Here is an 18788-nt window from a genome sequence, read left to right as displayed (position 1 = left end):
AAAGACAAAGCAGGCTTATTGCCTCATTTGACGAATAGACGCCGAAACTTGTGCGAGCGTTTCGTTCAGCGCCTGCAGTAATGAATTGCCGTCTCAGAAGAAATCGAAGTCGCCGGCCGCTTTGCTGAGCGGCTGGGAGTGGCCGTGACGAGTACCGCCGCCGAGGGCTTTTTGCATTTCAGCAAGCTTGACGAGGCTCAGCGCGGTGGCGACATCGATCGACCAATTTTGCGGAATTTCACCGGTGATGGTGTCGATGAATTCAGCCAGGCCACGCGATTTCTGCACGGCAAGATCGATACCCTGCATGACCTTCATGCTGTCGGGAGAGTTCAGGATTTCCGTGCCGCCAAGTTCGACCAGCTGGGGCTCGATCCGCTCGATCAGATAGGCAACGTCATGGAGCTCGGAGACAATACGCATCAGTACGTCGCTCAGCGCTTCAACCGGCGCCGGCGGCTCCATCATCGGTGTAAAAGTCATATGAAAATCCTCGCCATCAAAAGAATTCGATACTTGTCTCGGCGGGCTTCTGCGGAGCGGTGGGACGCTGTTCGAGAGCGGCGGTTCGCTGCGTTTCGGCGCCGGTCAGGGGATATTGACGGGCACGGCCGGAAACAGGCCAATATTCGATCTTGCGTCCGTGCTCGCCGCCGGTGCTGGAGCTGACCACTGGAATGCCTTCATCCCGAAGGAACTGGACGGCGAAGGCCGCGTTCTGCTCGCCGACATTCGAGAATGTCGAGATCGTCTTCGCGCCTCCGAATATCTTGGCCTCCAGCCGGTCGCGCCGGGCGCCCTTTTTCAGCAGGCCGTTGATCAGCAGTTCCATGAGATGCACGCCGTATCGCGTGGCGTCGCCGCCGGTCATCGGGGTGTTGCCTGTCCCCGGCAGCAGGAAGTGGTTCATGCCGCCGACACCAGCGACGGGATCTCTGAGGCAGGCAGCCACGCACGAGCCAAGGATCGTCGTGAGCACCGCATCCGGATCGCTCAGGACCTTGTATTCACCTTGAATGATGTGCACGCGGCGGGCCGCACCCTCAGTGATCATTTCAGGGCTCCAAACACGGCTTCGATAGCCGCTTTCATCTTCTCGATGGTGAAGGGCTTCGCCAGAACGTTGTTCGCGCCAAGCTGGGCAGCTTTCGTCACCAACGCACGGTCGCCCTGTGCGGTAAGGATGATGAAGGCCGCCTTCTTGGTATTGGGGTTACTGCGAACAGCCTGCAGGAAGCCGATGCCATCCATCTTCGGCATGTTGAAGTCCGAGATCACGAGGTGGTGGGGCTGCTCCGACATGATCTTCATGCCCTGCTCGCCGTCACCGGCGGCCGTGATCTGCTTGAAGCCGAGCTGCGTCAGCGCGTCGCTGAGCAGCAGACGGCTCGTAACCTGATCGTCAACGATCAGAACTTTGATTTTCTCCGCGATCGACATTATTCGGTCCCTTCCTTTCGGGCGGCTGTCATTTTCAATATTTCTTCGCCGATAGCAGCGAGCGGGAGCTGCTGCTCAACTGCGCCAAGTTCGTAGGCAACTCTTGGCATTCCGTAAACAACACAGGTTTTTTCGTTCTGGCCGAGCGTTCTTGCTCCTGCGTGTCGCATTTTTAACAACCCGGCGGCCCCATCACGACCCATGCCGGTGAGGATCACGCCGACGGCATTGCGTCCGGCGAGCTCGGCAACGGAATCGAAGAGCACATCGACCGACGGGCGATGGCCGTTGACCGGTCCCCGCTCGACCAGTCTGCAGCACGGGGCCGATGCATTGGAAACCTGCAGATGACGCTCGCCGCCGGGGGCCAGATAGACCTTGCCTATCTCAAGACGGGCACCATCGGTCGCTTCTTCCACGACGGGCGCACATAGACGGTTCAGCCGTTCGGCAAAGCTCTTGGTAAAGGTCGGCGGCATATGCTGGGTGATGACCGTCGGCGGGCAATTCGCCGGGAATTTCTGCAAGACGGCGATCAGGGCTTCCACGCCACCGGTCGAAGAACCGATGGCCACGATCTTGCGGCCGACACGGAAATCCGCGACTGCGGGCGGCGGCGCGACGACAGCAGGTTTGGCCGGTTGGGCGAAATTGCGCTGCGTGCGTGCGGCAGCCTTTACCTTCTCGACGAGGTCGCCGAAGGGGCGCGGCTCGCCCGGTTGCGGTTTACCAACGCAATCGAAGGCACCGATTTCGAGAGCAGCGAGCGTCGCCTCCGCGCCGCGATGCGTCATGGTCGAGACCATGATGACGGGCATGGGCCGTAGGCGCATGATCTTTTCGAGGAAGTCGAGGCCATTCATATTCGGCATCTCGATGTCCAACGTGACGACGTCGGGGTTCAGCCGCTTGATCGCTTCGCGCGCCTCCAGGGCGTCGCCGGCTTGACCTATGACATTGACTTCGGGATCCGAACTCAAGACAGCCGAGATCAAGCCGCGCATGGTCGGCGAGTCGTCAACGACGAGAACTCTTGCCGGAGCGCTCATGCCTTCCTCCCGGTACCCTTGGTCGTATAGCGATAGGTGGTGATGCCTATATTGTCGAAGACGTGCTTGGCCTCGCCCGAGACGCGCTCGGAGTGGCCGATATAGAGATGGCCGCCCTCCGGCAACAGGCCGGCGAAGCGCTGCCAGATCTTCATCTGCGTCGGCTCGTCGAAGTAGATCACGACGTTGCGACAGAAGATGACGTCGAACTTGCCCTTGAACGGCCACTGAGCCATCAGATTCAGCTCGTTGTAGGTGATGAGGCGCTTCACGCGGTCGTCGATCTGGAATTTACGGCGCCCCTGCATTTCGACCTCGGTAAACCATTGCTTACGCATGGCAGGCGAGACTGTTTCCAGCGCGTTTTCGTCGTAGGCGCCGGTCCGGGCGATCGCGAGGATTTTCGGGTCGATGTCTGTCGCGAGGATCTTGAAGTCGTAGTCGGCGACATTCGGCATCATCGACAGAACGGTCAGTGCGATCGAATAGGGTTCCTGCCCATCCGAGGACGCAGCCGACCAGATCCGGACACGGCCACCTGCGCGCGCCCGGTTCAGAAGGTCGGGCAGCACGTTGTCACGCAAATGTTCGAAATGATGATTTTCGCGGAAAAACCGCGTGAAGTTGGTCGTCAGGTGCGACAGCATCTCACGGCGGGGAGCAGCACCTGCCGGCGAAGCGACAAGCTCGCAATATTCCCGGAAACCTGAAAGGCCAAGGTTGCGGATGTGCTTCGACAAACGAGAGTAGACCAGCGAGGCCTTCGTCTCATTGAGATAGATTCCCGCATCCGCATAGATCATGGCCGCGATTTCCGAGAGATCGCGGCGCGTCAGCGGGTATTCCCCGCTCGCCAAAACCTCATCGGCACCAGGCTGCCTCTGATCTCTTATGCCAAGTGCATTCATGCGGCTTCGCTTTCGATGTCGGGGAACAGGGCTTCGAGTTCGATCAGGCAGATCATTCGCTTTTCGATCGAGAGAATGCCGCGGGCGAACTGACGCTGAAGGTCCGAGGAAATCTCGGGTGTCGGCTGGATGTCATCGTCGGTGACCGTCAGAATGTCGGAAACCGCATCGACCAGCAGGCCCACCACTTTGCGGCGGACCTGGGCGACGATGATGACGTGACGTGCAGTCGGATCGACAGGCTTCATGCCTAACCGGGCGGACAGATCGATGATCGGCAGCACAGCGCCACGCAGGTTGATGACGCCAATCATATAGGATGGCGAATGCGGCATCGCGGTCGCCGGAGTCCAGCCCCGGATCTCGCGGACTGCCATGATGTTCACGCAGAATTCCTGATCGCCGATGCGAAATGCGATAAGCTCGTTTCCGCCCAGTGTCAGATTTTTTGCCGTGTACGACATTGCCTCTTACCCTACTGCCGCCAATGACATTTCCGCCTTGAGGGACTGACCGCGCGAAGCGCCGACGACTGCATCCACATCAAGAATGAGCGCCACACGGCCATCACCGAGGATGGTTGCAGCGGCAATACCCGGAACGTGGGTGTAGTTTGCCTCAAGGCTCTTGATGACGACCTGGCGCTGACCTTGGATCGCATCGACCATGAGCGCGCGCTGACCGCCGCCCTCGGATTCCACCAGAAGCGCGACACCTTCGACCGGGTTGGCCTGGGTGGCGCGGAAGTTCAGAATGCGACCCACATCGACCAGCGGGCAGAAGCTGTTGCGGATCGAGATCAGGCGATGGTTCGCACCAAAGGAGTGGATCGCGGCGGCCTCCGGCTGCAGCGTTTCGACGATAGCCGTCAGCGGCACAACCAGAGTCTGGCCTGCGACCGTGACGACCATGCCGTCGAGAACGGCAAGCGTCAGCGGCAGACTCATCGTGAAGACCGAGCCCTGGCCCGGTCTCGATGTGATGTTGATGCGACCGCCGAGCGCTTGGATAGAGCGCTTGACGACGTCCATTCCGACACCGCGGCCGGAAATGTCGGAGATCTTGTCCGCCGTGGAGAAGCCCGGCAGGAAGATCAGGTTGTCAATTTCCTCATCCGAGAGGTTGGCGTCTGGCGAGATCAACTCGTTGGTGATCGCCTTCTGACGAACCTTCTCGCGGTTGATGCCGGCTCCGTCGTCGGCAAGCTCGATCAGGATGCGACCTGAACGATGTTTGGCGGTGAGGCGGACCGTACCTTCGGTGTTCTTGCCGGCGGCCGCACGTTTTTCGGGCGTTTCGATGCCGTGGTCGACAGCGTTACGGATCATATGCGTCAACGGTTCGGCCAGCTTGTCGATGACAGTCTTGTCCACTTCGGTGTTTTCACCTTCGGTGATCAGGCGGATCGACTTGCCGGTCATGTCGGCGATTTCGCGGACGATACGCGACATACGCTGGAAGACCGGTTTCACAGGCTGGGCACGGATGGCCATGACCGAGTCCTGGATCTCGCGGGTGAGCTGCTGCAGCTCTTCGAGGCCCATATTGATCGACGAGGTGCCGGTCGTGTCGTTTTCGATGACGCTCTGAGAGAGCATCGCCTGGTTGATGACAAGCTCGCCAACGAGGTTGATCAGGCGGTCGACGCGATCGAGATCGACGCGGATCGTCTGGCCGGCGCCGGCAGCGGCATTGTTCTGGGCTGCGGCACTTGCCGCTGCAGCGGCAGCGGCAGCGGCCGATTCCTTCTTTTCGACACGGGCAGCGGCGGCAGCCATCTGCGTGATGTTGGTCGCCGATTCGGCGGCAGCAACGGCGGCTGCCGTGTCGCTGACCCTGGTTTCAGTGGCGGCCCGTACTTCGGAGGCACCGCCTTCATCCAGGATGGAGAGATCGAAGGGAACCGGGATCATCGGCAGTTCTTCATTGGTCTCGCCTGGTCGGCCGTCCTCTGCCGGCTTCACGGTCAGATCGCAATCCCATTCGGCAAATTCGAAGACGGAGCGGATGGCGTCTTCGCCCTTGTCCGTTTTGATCGTGATGTTCCAGAATAAATAAGCGCCTTCCGGATCGAGCTCTTCGAGGCCCGGCAGGGCATCGGCGTTGCAATAGATGCTCATCTCGCCGAGACGGGAGAGGTCGCGCAGCAGAAGGGTGGCGTCGTTACCCTTCGAATAGAGTTCGAAGCGCGGCTTGAAGATGATTTCGTAGGCCGGCAAATCGATAGGCTTTTCTTCACCGCCGAAATCATCGAAGGAGAAAGGGATCGGCTGAAAGCCGCTGTCGTCGGTCGGCACGGGAACTGGGGCTGCGGCAACCGGAGCAGGAGCGGCCTTCGCAGCCGGCTTCGGCGCAGGCGCTTCGGAAACTGCCGAGGGAGAGGGCAGCTCGCCATGAGCAAGCGCTTCCAGTTCCTTGACGAGGCCGCGGCTTCTGCTTTCATCGACGCTGCCGCCATCGCGGGCGGCATTGGTCAAGTCGGCGAGCACGTCGGCCGACTTCAGCATAACCTTCAGCACGTCCTGGTTAGGCTCAAGCTTATTGGAACGAACGCAATCAAGTGTGGTCTCGAAGACGTGGGCGAAGGCGACGAGATCATCCAGACCAAAGGCGCCGGCACCGCCCTTGATCGAATGCACTGCGCGGAAAACCGCGTTGACGGTTTCCGGGTCACGATCGCCATCATTCATTTTGAGGAGACCGGATTCCAGTTCGGCGAGCTGTTCCTCGCACTCCTGGAAAAAGATCTCTTTGATTTCGTTCATATCCATAGGAGCAAATCCTGGGCTTTTAAGCGGTTACACGCTCGATGGCATCGATCAGCTTGGCGGGGTCGAAGGGCTTGACGATCCAGCCAGTGGCACCGGCCTGACGAGCGCGGTTCTTCTTTTCCGCATCGCTCTCAGTCGTCAGCACCAGGATCGGGATCGCACGATACTTCTCGTTGCGACGGACACCTTCAATGAAGCCGAAGCCATCGAGGCGCGGCATGTTGATGTCGGTGACAATGACGTCGGGATTGGACTCCTCGAGAACTTCGAGGCCCTCAACGCCGTCTTCAGCCTGTATCGTCTCGAAACCCGCATTGTTCAGCGTCACGAGAAGCATGTTTCGGATGGTGCGGGAATCGTCCACCGTCAGTACTTTTTTCTTCATTGCCGGATCTCCTTAGCAAGCAGGTGGTCGATATCGACGCCAACCAGCTGCATGGTTTTATGAAATGCGTCGGACACCTTCGAGAAGGTGAACGACTGCTTGTCCTGGCCCCAGGTCTTCTCGGCGGCCATCAGAACCTGGGCGCAAAGAGCGCCGACGCGTTCGACTGCGGAAGCATCGATCGCCAGAGGGTTGCCTCGCACGGAGAGAAGCTTGTCGCGCAATGCGGAAGCCTCATTGAGATCAAGAACCGCTGGCAACTCCAGCGTCTTTCCACTCTTCTTTGCTGCCATCAGCTTTTCCTTGTCCCCTTGTCCCCGACCCGTGAAAACGAGCCGACGTCATAATCCGATAGGTTAGTAAACATTCCGCCCACCTCCGGCGCTTGCGAGAGGCTGCGACATGCTGAAATCCTCATTTTCATATTCGTCTTCGACCATTTGCGGACGCGCTGCGATCGCAACCGGCCGAGGCTGGACCACGCGCGCCGGCTGCTGCCGTGTTGCATAGGCATTTTCCCGAGCGATGCGGAACTCGCGGATCGTTTGGCCGAGTTCCAGAATGACCGTGTAGAGATGATCGGCACCTTCGGCGGACCGTTCCGCCAGGCCGGCATTGTCGGCCACTTCGCTGCCAAGATCTTTCACGTCGGCGGTCACGGCATCGAGGCCGGCAGCATGTTCTCCGGTCGTGCTGGCGATATCGGCAATCGCAGTATTGATGTCGGTGACCTGACGGACAATGCTCGCGATTGAATCCTGCGTGCGGCCGACCATTTGCACACCCGCATCCACCTGAGTCTTCGTGGTGGTCACGAGAGTTTTGATCTCGCGGGCAGCTTCGGCGGAGCGCTGTGCGAGCGCCCGCACTTCCTGTGCAACGACGGCAAACCCTCGGCCGGATTCGCCGGCACGGGCGGCCTCAATTCCGGCATTCAGAGCGAGCAGGTTCGTCTGGAAGGCAATCTCATCGATCGTGCCGATGATCTGGCCTATCTTCTCGGCCGACCGTTCGATATCGGCCATGGCGCTGATCGCGCGGCCAACCACCTCGCCGCTTTCCTCCACCGCCGCACGCGTGGCTGCGACTGCCTGTTCGGCGGCGCGGCTGCCGGCAGCGCCCTCGCGGACACGCTCGGCAATGCCGGCAAGGGCAGCTGCCGAGAGCTGCAGGCGGTCGGCCTGGCCGGCGGCAGTGCCGGCAAAGTTGCGGGATGCAGCGAGGACCGACTGCGTTGCAGTTTCTGCCTTGGAGTTGCGCTCGGCAATCGCAATAAATTCTGCCTGCAAACCGTCGAGGGCAGCATTCAATGCGGCCGCGATGTCGGTATGAGCACCGTCGACCGGCGCGCGCTGCGTCAGGTCGCGGGCAGAAAGACCTTCAATGACCTCGCCGAAAATACGGGCGATTTCTGCTTCCCCTTCGGTACGCCGGTCGGCAAGCGCACGCTGCTGCGCAGAGCGCAGTGCGTTGAAGCGCAGCGAGACGGCAATTTCCACATCGACAATGACGATACGAATAATAGATGTCATGAGATCGGTGATCTCACGGGCGCGGCGCTTGGCTGACGGCAGTACCGGCCGGCCGGCGAGCTCGTCGGCGAGACCCGAAATCACGTGTTCCAGCATGACCCCATGACCGGCGACGTGCCAGCGCGGGTCGAGACCGATCTTGCTTTCGGTATCGGAGAGAACCTTGACGCGCTCTGCATAAAGGCTGTCGAAACGTGCATCTGTCAGCACATCCCAATGCGAGGACTGCAGGTCGTGGAGACGCTCGATTTGCCGTTCGCTTTCGAAATTGCGTGCGGCATCGGGGAAGGACTGGAAGCGGTGGAAGAGATCGCGCAGGCCCGCCTTCAGATGAGCTTCAAGAGCGGGCCGGTTGCGGCGGACCATCTCGCACTGGTCGGTATCGAGACCGGCAAAGCGCAGGCGGTCGCGAAGGCTGCCTGCCTGCGCTCCACGAGCCTGTTCTGTTGGCATATCCTGCCTCAACGCCCTGTCCCCAACCACTTTCCGGGCGAACCCGGCCAAAAACTTTCGCAGCCTCCGATGAAAGATACGCGGAGACGGTCTTCGCCACCGGTCGCAACCGGGGGGCTGAAGCCTCCTGGTCAGCAATTCTGTTCGGAGTTGCCTGAAGAGATGGATACCGGATCGACCCGGTACGGCGGTACGGCGTCATGCCTGGTGGGAACGAGTGCATCTTCCCATTCCGACGTGTAACCCAATGTTTATGGTTAATTCCTTGCTTGAAGGTTAATAAGCCCTCCGGCCTGTAGCTTTTGAAACAATTAGCCAGGCTTCTGACAGTAAATACCGGCTTGGAGTTGCATCGCTGCTACAAGGCACGCGCAAGCTCTATGCTATAGGCCCTATGAAAGAGCCTGACATGACGTCTACAAGGAAAGAGAAATGATAGTTCTCGGAATGGGTTCATGCCTGATCGCGATTGCGATCGCCGCAGCCGTTACCCTCCTCGATACGATCGCGGCGCACCGCGACAATCGCACGCTTCGCGTCTTCTAAGGTGCCAGCGCGCCTTAAATGTCCCTTTACCTTTCCCGTTGGCAGTCCCGCATCGTTGGTGTATCGACACGCGCTCCTTTGTCAGCGGAAGTAAGGGATTTATGTCAGCTCGGACCGGCTTCATCATCATTCTGGCGTTTACGATCTTCCGTGTCGTGGCGCTGCATTTCGATACGACGGACCTGTTCGTCGATGAGGCACAATACTGGTTCTGGTCGCAGAATCTCGATTTCGGCTATTATTCCAAGCCGCCGATGATCGCATGGGTGCTCAGGATCTTCACCGACCTTGCCGGCTCCAGTGACATCTATTGGCTGCGTCTTCCGGCCCCCCTCTTCCACATGGCAACCGCGCTGGTGCTGATGAAACTGGCGAAGCGCTTCATCGGGCCTGATATCGAAGGCTGGGTCGGCGCGACCTATATTACGCTGCCGGCGGTTGCGCTTTCTTCAGTCTTCTTCTCCACCGATGTCATCCTGCTCTTCTTCATAGCCATTGCGCTCATCGCCTATTTCGAGTTGACGCAGCGTCGCTCCGTCGGGCTTGCACTTCTCATGGGTATTGGTGTCGGGCTGGCGTTTCTGACGAAATATGCCGTGCTCTTCCTTGTGCCTGGCGGAGCGATTGCAATGCTGCTCATTCCGGCGGCACGGATTGCGGTGCGCGACTTCATCATCGCGGTCGTCACCTCCGCGATCATCGCGTTCCCGAACCTCTGGTGGAACCTCCAGAACAATAATACGACGGTGCGCCACACGCAGGATATTGCCCATTGGAACGATCTCGGCAGCAATATTCGCGGCGGGCTGGAATTCTTCTCCGCGCAGTTCGGGGTCGTCGGCCCGATCGTCTTCTTCGCGATGCTCTGGGCCGTCTGGAACATGATCTGCGGCCGTAGCGAACCGCGTGAGAAGATGCTCGTCTGGCTGTCGATCCCGGTCGTGCTGCTCATTACCCTGCAGGCGTCCGTCGCCAAGGCCTATGCCAATTGGGCCGTCACGGCCTATGTGGCCGGCATCGTGCTGGCCGTCTGGCTGCTTCACCGTCTTTGGCCAAAGGGCCTCAGAACCTCGCTCGCGATCAATGGTGTCGCCTGCCTGCTCTTCCCTTTCGCAACGATCTTTTCGCATCAACTGGTGCTGCCGAACGGCAAGGAAGTCATGGAACGCTATCTCGGCCGGGCCGAAGTCAGCCGCGAAGCTGCCGATCTTGCCGCGCAAGCGGGCGCCAGTATCATCGTCACCGACAACAGGGACATGGTCGCCGATCTCTTCCACACGCTGCGGGATACGTCCTATAAGATCTATGCCCGTCCGCCGGCCGATCTGCCGGATAGCTATTACGAGCAGGAATTCGCCTTGCCGGCCGATACCAGCGGACAGGTTCTATTCCTGACTTCCAAACCCCTGAGTTGCTCGAACGAAACGCCGGATATGCTGAAAAGCTGGCAGCCGGAAAAAGGTAACTACAGAGGCGACACGATCTATGTCTACAAGGTCGGCGCGGCGTGCCTGATGCAGCCCTGAGGAAACTCAGTTCACGGAGCCGGGCAGGCAAAGGCCGGTTCCACAGCCCTCTATCTCGACGAATTTCACGCCCCCGTCCTCGAAGGCAAGGCGCAGTTGCGCTTCCGTCGCACGATGGATTTCGTGATGATGGCCTTCATAGTCGCGTATCGTACTACGGGAAACCGCAGCCTTCTCGGCGAGCTCGGCCTGCGTCCAATCAAGCAGACCGCGCGCAGCGCGGCACAAAGCGGGCGTCAGAATTGTTTCTTTTGCGCCTTGACCCATTATTCCAAACCACCCATATTGGTCGATATAGATCATATATGTCATTTTTTGAACAGGATTTCCAGATCGGAGAGAGCAATGCCGCACGACACGCCTTTAATTTCGACTATTGTCGGGGGCCTCGTGCTGGCATTTATTCTGGGCGCGATAGCCAATCGTCTGCGCCTCCCGCCTCTTGTGGGATATCTTGTCGCAGGGGTGCTCGCTGGCCCACACACGCCGGGTTTCGTTGCCGATCAAAGCCTCGCGCCTGAGCTTGCCGAAATCGGCGTCATTCTGTTGATGTTCGGCGTTGGCCTTCATTTCTCGCTCAAGGACCTGCTCTCTGTGCGCGGCATTGCCGTGCCGGGGGCGGTCGTTCAGATCGGTTTTGCCACTTTGCTCGGCTGGGGCCTCGGCGCACTTATGGGATGGCCGATGGGCGGCAGTCTCGTTTTCGGCCTTGCGCTTTCTGTCGCTTCGACGGTGGTGCTGCTGAAAGCCCTGCAAGAGCGGCGCCTTGTCGAGACTGAGCGCGGGCGCATCGCCGTTGGCTGGCTGATCGTCGAGGATCTCGCCATGGTGCTGGCGCTAGTGCTCATCCCGGCGGCCGCGAGCATTACCGGCGACAGTCACGGTCCTGTCGAGCCGCTTTCGGCGGGTCTCAACCGGCTTCTCGGCCTCGATCTCGGCGTCGGCGGCATTATCGCCATGACATTGGTCAAGGTGGTGCTTTTCGTCGCTCTGATGCTGGTCTTCGGCCGCAAGCTCATTCCCTGGACCATGCACCGCATCGCTCATACCGGCTCGCGCGAACTCTTCCGCCTCGGTGTGCTGGCGATCGCACTCGGCGTTGCCTTCGGCGCTTCAAAGCTTTTCGGCGTATCGCTGGCGCTCGGGGCCTTCTTCGCCGGCATGGTTCTTGCCGAAAGCGAGCTCAGCCACCGTGCCGCACAGGAAAGCCTGCCGTTGCGCGACGCCTTCGCGGTCCTCTTCTTCGTCTCCGTCGGCATGCTCTTCGATCCCTACATCCTGATCGAGCGGCCGTTGCCGGTGCTTGCGACCATCTTCATCATCGTCATCGGCAAATCGGCCGCCGCCTTCCTGATCGTCCTGCTTTTCAAGAAGCCTGTCAGCACGGCCCTAACGATTTCAGCAAGTCTCGGGCAGATAGGCGAATTCTCCTTCATCCTCGCAGCGCTCGGCGTCGAGCTCGGTCTGCTGCCGCAGGAAGGCCGCGACCTCATTCTTGCCGGCGCCATTATCTCGATTATTCTCAACCCGCTGCTGTTCTTCATCTGCGATCGTATGCGACCGCTGTTGGAAAGCCCGACGCGCGAGGAGCCGGCAGCGGAAGCTCCTGCTCCGACGCCCGATGCCGGAAACGCGCATGAAAAAGAACAGCCGGACAGCGACGAGGTTCATCCAACGACACTCACCGACCACGCAATCCTCGTCGGTTATGGTCGCGTCGGCAGCATTGTCGGCCAGAACCTGAAGTCGTCAGGTACGCCTTTCCTCGTCATCGAGGATTCCGACAAGCGTATTGCAGAGCTGCGCAGCCAAGGCATCAAAGTACTGTCGGGCAATGCCGTCGCCCGCGAAACGCTCGATCTCGCCAATCTCGCCGGCGCGCGCAGCCTCGTCATCGCCATTCCGAACGCCTTCGAAGCCTGCCGCATCGCCGAGCAGGGCCGCGCCACCAATCCTTCGATCCTGATCGTCGCGCGCGCTCATTCCGATGCCGAAGTCGAGGAACTGCGGCAATACGGCGCCGATACCGTCATCATGGGGGAACGGGAAATTGCGCTTGGCATGGTTGACCAGCTCGCCCAAGTGCATCATGACAGTGCACCCTATGAAGACGGACCTTCGGCTGGTACAATCCTGCCGCCGGTGGAGCCTTCACCGGAAAAAGAATGAGAGATTGCCGCGCCTTTGAGCCGATTTGGGAGTGAAATCACCGAGACAGGAGAGACGGAGCTGGGACAGCGCCGCCGGGTAAGCCGTATTGCCGCCTCTGTCGTCGTTGCGATCTTCGCTTATCTGGGCCTGCTTTTCGGCGGCAGTATCGCCATCGGCCCATCGTCGACGCCGAACAGCCTCTCTTCTTCCAGTCGAGATTCGCAACAAACGCAGGTCACGGCGCGCGACGCCATCCGTGGGCTGCTGATCAGCGACCGTAAGGCCGCGCCGAAACAGCAACTCCAAGATGCCGGATCGGCAGTTCTCAATGCCGCTCCGGCACTGAAATTTGCTGACTGGCGCCAAGCTGCCCCGGTATTCGCATTCGAAGCCTCGCTTCCCCCTATCATAGCCCAGGCCCACCAGCCCCGCGCACCGCCGCAGGCTGCCTGAATTAACGCCCCCGGGCGCTTCTGATCCATAGACATGCCGCAGCGCAGTCGCGCCGGCAAAGCATTATCCAAGGACTTAAAATATGCGTAATTCACCATGGCTGGTGTTCACCTATACGGTGATCATCCTGCTCGGCCTGTTGATCGCCCTTCCAAACGCCCTGCCACCGAGCGTACTCCAGCGCATTCCTGCCTGGCTGCCGCATAGCCAGGTCTCTCTCGGTCTCGACCTTCGCGGTGGTTCGCACCTTGTGCTCGAAGTCGATGAGGCCGACCTCACCAAGGAGCGCCTGAATTCGCTGCTGCAGGACGCCCGCCGCGTGCTGCGCGAAAAGAACATCCAGCCGAAGTCCGTCGTTCGCAACAACAACAATATCGTTGTTTCGCTCGCCGACCCGTCGCAGAGCGACGCGGCCGTCACCCAGCTTCGCACCCTTGGCAACGTGATCTCCAGCGGTATCAGCGCCGGCCAGTCCGACCTTGCGGTTACGGCCGACGGCGGCAACATCACCATCGGCTTTTCGCCGGCCGGTATTGCAACCAATGTCGACAATGCCGTCGCACAGAGCCTTGAAGTCATCCGCCAGCGCGTCGACCAAGTCGGCGTTGCCGAGCCGACGATCCAGCGCATCGGCGCCAACCGAATTCTCGTGCAGCTTCCGGGTGCGCAGGATCCGTCCCGCCTTCGCGAGCTTCTCGGCTCCACTGCCAAAATGTCCTTCCACATGCTCGCCCAGAACGGTCAGGCCGGTCCGGGTGTGACGATCATGAAGGATGACCAGGGCAACAGCTATCCGGTTCTCGATCGCGTCGAGATTTCCGGCGACCGGCTCTCGGATGCCCGCGTCAGCTTCGACCAGAGCCAGCAGCCGGTCGTCACCTTCCGCTTCGACAGCGCCGGTGCAACCCGCTTTGCTGATATCACCCGCCAGAACGTTGGCAATCCTTTCGCGATCGTGCTTGATGACAAGGTGCTGAGCGCGCCTGTCATCCGCGAGCCGATCACCGGCGGTTCGGGTCAGATCTCCGGCAATTTCACCACTGACAGCGCCAATACGCTCGCCGCCATGCTGCGCGCGGGCGCCCTACCCGCCAAGCTGACCGTCATCGAAGAACGCACCGTCGGTGCCGATCTCGGCGCAGATGCGATCCGCATGGGCCTCTATGCCGGCGTCGTCGGCTTCGTACTTGTCGCCGCCTTCATCCTGGTGCTCTACGGCACTTGGGGCATCCTTGCGAATATCGCGCTTCTCATCCACACGATCCTGACTTTCTCGGCGCTGACGCTTGTCGGCGCGACGCTGACCCTGCCGGGCATCGCCGGCGTCGTGCTCGGTATCGGCCTCGCGGTCGACGCGAACGTTCTGATCAACGAGCGCATCCGCGAAGAAACCCGCAAGGGCAAGAGCGCCTTCGCGGCCATCGACACCGGCTTCCGCCGTGCGTACTCGACCATCATCGACGGCAACATGACGGCGCTTATCGCAGCCGCCATCCTGTTCTGGTTCGGCTCCGGCCCGGTTCGCGGTTTTGCCGTGACCATGGCGCTTGGCCTCATCATCTCGATGTTCACATCGGTCGCCTTCGTGCGCGTCACGATGATCGAGATCACCCGTCGCCGGAAGATGAAGGTCCTGAACATCAAGCCGCTGATCCCCTTCAGCCCTTATGACAGGCATATCCAGTTCATGAAGGCGCGCTTCTTCGGCGTGACCGTCTCCGCGCTGCTGTCAATCGCTTCGATCGCCCTCTTCATCTATCCGGGTCTCAACTACGGCGTCGACTTCCGTGGTGGTATCCAGATGTCGGTGAAGACGCAGGAAGCCGCCGATCTCGGCCGCTTCCGTGAAGGTCTTAACGGCCTTGGCCTCGGCGAAGTGGCGCTGCAGTCCTTCGGCGACAACAATACCATGCTGGTGCGCGCACAGCGGCAGGAAGGCGGCGAAGAGGCTCAGACCGCAGCCGTCACCAAGCTCAAGGCCGAGATCGTCAAGATCGACCCGTCCGCGACCGTCACCGGCACTGATGTCATCGGCCCCAAGGTCAGCGGCGAGCTTGCCTGGGCGGGTATCCTGTCGGTCGTGATCGCCAGCCTCGCGATGCTGTTCTACATCTGGTACCGCTTCGAATGGCCCTTCGCGGTCGGCGCTATCGTGACCCTCATCCTCGACGTGACCAAGGCGATCGGCTTCTTCGCGCTGACGGGGCTCGATTTCAACCTCACGGCCATCGCGGCGATCCTGACGCTGGTCGGCTACTCGGTGAACGACAAGGTCGTCGTCTATGACCGCATGCGTGAAAACATGCGCCTCTATAAGTCGATGCCCCTGCGCGAGATCATCGACAAGTCGATCAACGAGACACTGGCCCGAAGCCTCTACACCAACGCGACGGCCTTCCTCTCGCTGCTGCCGATGGCGATCTGGGGCGGCAGTGCGGTCGAAAGCTTCGCGATCCCGATGGCGTTCGGCATTCTCGTTGCGGCCGCATCCTCGATCTTCATCGCAGCGCCGATCCTGCTCTTCCTCGGTGACTGGCGCCGCCGCCATGCCAAGGCAGTCGCGGCTTCGAACGATGCAGCCGTGGAAATCATTCCGCCGGATGCTGGCCAGCCGCGCAAAACCGCAGGCTAAGCCGCCGATATTTAAGATGGACTTGGAGAGGGCGCCGGTTGCACAGCCGGCGCCCTCTTTCTATGTTCAATTCAAAGAGATCGGGAGCACACGCCATATGTCTTTCAACCCGACGTCAAAGAAGCCGGAAGCCGTTTCCAGCAGAGAGCAGGAGGAGCGTATCAAACGCTTCCTCGCGACCGCCTCACATGACCTGCAATCGCCGCTCCGCCACATCGCCATGTATGCGGAAATACTACTGGACGATCTTCAACCGATGCTGGACAGCGAACAACTGCAGAGCCTCAAGACGATCATGGACAAGGCCCAGACGGCGCAGCGGCTCACGAAGGCATTGATGGGCTTTGCGGGAACGGCCCCGCAGATCACCATCAACGATGTGCACCTCGGCAATGTTACGCGGGATGCCTGGCGCCAGGTGCTCGAGGAATTTCCCGCCGGCGGCGCGTCACTCGATGCGGACAATCTACCCCTTATCCGCAGCGACGCTGCACTTCTGACGATTGTTTTGAAACACCTTTTCTCCAATGCACTGGACCATCACGGCACTGCGCCGCCGCATGTCACCGTTACGGCAACACGCGAGGGCGCAGATTGGCGAATCACTGTCGCCGACAATGGCTGCGGTATCGAGCCGGCCTATCAGGAAAGGATCTTCGATGCGTTCTGGAAGTTGCCGAAAGCCGATAAAGTATCCGGACCGGGGCTTGGCCTAACGATCACGAGGGAACTGCTCGGCGCGCTTGGCGGCGATATCAGCCTAAACCATTCCGATGAGAGTGGCAGCCGCTTTGCGATCCGCCTGCCGGCATAGAGCTTCTTCCTGGTCAAATGCTGTAATCATCCTTCCAAAAATCCGGGACATCATAGGTCACGTATTCTCGGATGATGTGCTGCAGCGTCTGGACGTCGATCTCATCTTTGCCGATACGGAAATCGACACCGTAATCGGGGAATTCCTGGAAATAATTGCCTGATATGTCGGTCGAGATGACGCCAATCGGGCCGGTATAGCCGATACCCCTCAGTTCAGGCACCGTCTCGCGAAAATCAGCGTTTGGCAGCAGGCGGTTGTCGAGAAGGACGAGATCGAAGCGAGCAGACCTTATCTTGTCCAATGCATCACCGATCGATTGAGAATATTCGACGTCGACGGGCGGCTCGGAGAGGTCTGCGATCTTCTTTTTGAGCGAACGGAACTCGATGAATTCGTCATCGACGAACAATACTTTCACCGCATTCCTGCGCGTTGCTTCCGCACTCATCGTTTCACCTTTCCCCGACGTGAAACCGGCTCACGAAACCAGACCGTTTCGCAATGCGATCGCCACCATATGAACCCGGTTGACGGCGTCGAGTTTCCGGACTGCGGCCGTTATATGCGAATTGACCGTGTGTTCGGAAAGACCGAGGATGATGGCAATCTCCGCGGAAGTCTTGCCCTCGCTCGTCCACTTGACGATTTCGGTTTCACGTTGCGTGAGTCGGCCGGACATTTCCTGCGTCAGGATTTCCTCATACAACTTATCGAAGATGCGCATGGCATCGAGCAGAATATCCGCCAGTTCGCCCTGGTCCGGCTCCGGACGCTGGCCGCTGAGCACCAGGCTGTAACGACGTCCTTCCGGCGTAAACAGCGGGATGAAAAGAAATGTACTGCCGCTGAATTCGTTGAAGACCAGATCTGAAGGGTAGCCTTCTATCGCCGCACTTTTCCCATGCACCGGCGTCGTCAGGAACTGCGCCGTCCGCGCCTTGGCAGTTCCCAAGGCTTCCTTGAGAGTCTTGACAAAGAGGCTCATGCGCCGTTCGGCGACATTGGTGATGACGACATCGCGTTCACCGAAAGGCGCTGCAGCCTCCGAGATACGCGCCAAGGTAAAATTGTCGAAACTGTAGTGCTGTGCGGCCGCCCTCAGGAGGCGAAAAAAATCCGTGCGATTGATCGCCCGGCTCAGTTCCGGACCAGTATGAAAGGGAACTGCGGCAGCACTGGTCATTCCCACTCTTCCTCCTCCCCAATTCTCAATCCGCCGATCCCGAAATCTTGGGATATACGTCTAAAACGCGAACAGCTACAAAAATTGCGAGACGGTTGATGATCGATAGCGAAACGGGGACTTTCGATATCGCAAGCGGAGACATCTCAACTACAGGTGATGCATAGGGCAGTTTACTCAAATAGTAGCTCTTACCTAGGTATCCCAATCTCTCTGCATTCAACATCCATGAATGCGGAAGACAGTGCCGGAAGTAAGCGCGGGAGAGCCGGTCGGGCCATTCAGCTAAGGGGTTGGCTGACGTTCGTGGCGGCGAACATGGATCGGGCGGCTCTCTCAGTGCTTTAATTTTCTTCTCTCGGGTTGCATTTTGAAATGCGCTGCCGGGCTTGTCAATTGTGCTTTCTCGCACGCAATTTGCCCCTGCGAGCGAGTTCATTCACATTAAGCAATCAGCGATTATCCATGATCCCGGCTAGATCCAGTGGCTTTTCAAGGTAGAAATCGGCACCGGCAGCAAGCGCCCGTTCACGGTCCTCCACCGCATCCGAACCGCTGCAAATACCAAGCCGCATTCCAGAAAAGCGCTCGTCCCGCCGCAGCCGCGCGATCAGTCCAGTGCCGCTGTCCAGAGGCATATAGAGATCAGCGACCAATATGTCCGGCATGCCTTCGTCTCTCTCCAGCCACTCCTCGAGCGCCTCGAATGCTGCCTCTGCGGTCGAGAAGCAGAATAGATCAACATCCACCTTCTGCTTCTTTCGGATATAGTCGATATAGAAGAGATCATCCCTGCTATCGTCGACGTAAAACAAGATCGGCATCTAGCACCGCAATCTGGATATCGTTTCGCTCGTCCTGCACTGTCCTTCATTGGGACATTAACGCCAGTTCACTAAAATTCGATATCGGCCTTCAGAAGTTGCTGTCGAAAAAGCGCGT

At 59.5% G+C, this 18788-nt stretch carries 19 protein-coding genes; 5 read left to right on the top strand and 14 right to left on the bottom strand.

Going from position 1 to position 18788, the window contains the following annotated elements; all coding sequences use genetic code 11:
* Positions 1-93: 93 nt before the first annotated feature.
* The 10 genes from FHX15_RS07095 to FHX15_RS07050 all read right to left on the bottom strand — a co-directional run bounded on the left by FHX15_RS07095 (position 94) and on the right by FHX15_RS07050 (position 8538).
* Positions 94-483: a hypothetical protein gene (locus FHX15_RS07095; protein ID WP_184394948.1), complete on the bottom strand. Its 390-nt coding sequence runs from the start codon at positions 481-483 to the stop codon at positions 94-96.
* Positions 484-499: 16 nt separating this feature from the next.
* Complete coding sequence (gene cheD / locus FHX15_RS07090) at positions 500-1054, bottom strand: chemoreceptor glutamine deamidase CheD (protein WP_184394945.1); 555 nt, start codon at positions 1052-1054, stop codon at positions 500-502.
* A complete protein-coding gene (locus tag FHX15_RS07085; RefSeq protein ID WP_183748948.1) occupies positions 1051-1440 on the bottom strand; it encodes a response regulator in 390 nt (129 codons plus the stop codon). Before FHX15_RS07085 ends, cheD begins: the two co-directional genes overlap by 4 nt.
* Complete coding sequence (gene cheB, locus FHX15_RS07080; RefSeq protein ID WP_184394942.1) at positions 1440-2489, bottom strand: protein-glutamate O-methylesterase CheB; 1050 nt, start codon at positions 2487-2489, stop codon at positions 1440-1442. The genes FHX15_RS07085 and cheB overlap by 1 nt, the downstream gene beginning before the upstream one ends.
* Positions 2486-3397 (bottom strand): protein-glutamate O-methyltransferase CheR, encoded by a 912-nt coding sequence (gene cheR / locus FHX15_RS07075; RefSeq protein WP_184394940.1) that lies wholly within the window; start codon positions 3395-3397, stop codon positions 2486-2488. Before cheR ends, cheB begins: the two co-directional genes overlap by 4 nt.
* Positions 3394-3861, bottom strand: a complete 468-nt coding sequence (locus tag FHX15_RS07070; protein ID WP_184394937.1) for a chemotaxis protein CheW — start codon at positions 3859-3861, stop codon at positions 3394-3396. Before FHX15_RS07070 ends, cheR begins: the two co-directional genes overlap by 4 nt.
* Before the next feature lie 6 nt (positions 3862-3867).
* Positions 3868-6168 (bottom strand): chemotaxis protein CheA, encoded by a 2301-nt coding sequence (locus FHX15_RS07065; RefSeq protein ID WP_184394934.1) that lies wholly within the window; start codon positions 6166-6168, stop codon positions 3868-3870.
* 19 nt (positions 6169-6187) lie between these two features.
* Entirely contained in the window at positions 6188-6553 is a 366-nt protein-coding gene (gene cheY1, locus FHX15_RS07060) for a chemotaxis response regulator CheY1 (protein ID WP_003570362.1), read from the bottom strand.
* On the bottom strand, positions 6550-6846 hold the full coding sequence (locus tag FHX15_RS07055; RefSeq protein ID WP_184394932.1) for an STAS domain-containing protein: 297 nt from the start codon (positions 6844-6846) through the stop codon (positions 6550-6552). The genes cheY1 and FHX15_RS07055 overlap by 4 nt, the downstream gene beginning before the upstream one ends.
* 63 nt (positions 6847-6909) lie before the next feature.
* Positions 6910-8538 (bottom strand): globin-coupled sensor protein, encoded by a 1629-nt coding sequence (locus FHX15_RS07050; RefSeq protein ID WP_184394930.1) that lies wholly within the window; start codon positions 8536-8538, stop codon positions 6910-6912.
* Between the two features lie 647 nt (positions 8539-9185).
* On the opposite strand from FHX15_RS07050, the gene FHX15_RS07045 reads away from it, so the two are divergent.
* Entirely contained in the window at positions 9186-10610 is a 1425-nt protein-coding gene (locus FHX15_RS07045; RefSeq protein ID WP_184394928.1) for an ArnT family glycosyltransferase, read from the top strand.
* Positions 10611-10616: 6 nt separating this feature from the next.
* Here the strand turns inward: FHX15_RS07045 and FHX15_RS07040 are convergent, their stop codons facing one another.
* The gene (locus tag FHX15_RS07040; RefSeq protein WP_184394926.1) at positions 10617-10922 is read right to left on the bottom strand and encodes a helix-turn-helix domain-containing protein; all 306 of its coding nucleotides are present in this window, start codon (positions 10920-10922) and stop codon (positions 10617-10619) included.
* 33 nt (positions 10923-10955) lie between these two features.
* Here FHX15_RS07040 and ybaL point away from each other — a divergent pair, with 33 nt between their 5' ends.
* The 4 genes from ybaL to FHX15_RS07020 all read left to right on the top strand — a co-directional run bounded on the left by ybaL (position 10956) and on the right by FHX15_RS07020 (position 16660).
* Entirely contained in the window at positions 10956-12779 is a 1824-nt protein-coding gene (gene ybaL, locus FHX15_RS07035; RefSeq protein ID WP_184394924.1) for a YbaL family putative K(+) efflux transporter, read from the top strand.
* A gap of 15 nt (positions 12780-12794) precedes the next feature.
* Positions 12795-13214 (top strand): hypothetical protein, encoded by a 420-nt coding sequence (locus tag FHX15_RS07030; RefSeq protein WP_184394923.1) that lies wholly within the window; start codon positions 12795-12797, stop codon positions 13212-13214.
* 82 nt (positions 13215-13296) lie between these two features.
* Positions 13297-15846 (top strand): protein translocase subunit SecD, encoded by a 2550-nt coding sequence (gene secD / locus FHX15_RS07025; RefSeq protein WP_184394922.1) that lies wholly within the window; start codon positions 13297-13299, stop codon positions 15844-15846.
* Positions 15847-15943: 97 nt separating this feature from the next.
* Positions 15944-16660 carry an ATP-binding protein gene (locus FHX15_RS07020; protein WP_184394921.1) on the top strand — a complete coding sequence of 239 codons (717 nt, stop codon included), beginning with the start codon at positions 15944-15946 and terminating at the stop codon, positions 16658-16660.
* A 13-nt stretch (positions 16661-16673) separates the two neighbouring features.
* Here the strand turns inward: FHX15_RS07020 and FHX15_RS07015 are convergent, their stop codons facing one another.
* From FHX15_RS07015 to FHX15_RS07005, 3 genes are all read right to left on the bottom strand, one after another.
* Positions 16674-17111 (bottom strand): response regulator, encoded by a 438-nt coding sequence (locus tag FHX15_RS07015; RefSeq protein WP_184394920.1) that lies wholly within the window; start codon positions 17109-17111, stop codon positions 16674-16676.
* Positions 17112-17141: 30 nt separating this feature from the next.
* Positions 17142-17846: a response regulator transcription factor gene (locus FHX15_RS07010; RefSeq protein ID WP_184394918.1), complete on the bottom strand. Its 705-nt coding sequence runs from the start codon at positions 17844-17846 to the stop codon at positions 17142-17144.
* 452 nt (positions 17847-18298) lie between these two features.
* The gene (locus tag FHX15_RS07005) at positions 18299-18670 is read right to left on the bottom strand and encodes a response regulator (RefSeq protein ID WP_184394916.1); all 372 of its coding nucleotides are present in this window, start codon (positions 18668-18670) and stop codon (positions 18299-18301) included.
* Positions 18671-18788 lie beyond the last annotated feature (118 nt).

Source organism: Rhizobium sp. BK650 (assembly GCF_014195325.1).
Taxonomy (GTDB): domain Bacteria; phylum Pseudomonadota; class Alphaproteobacteria; order Rhizobiales; family Rhizobiaceae; genus Rhizobium.
This window is presented reverse-complemented; position numbering and strand designations above follow the sequence as displayed.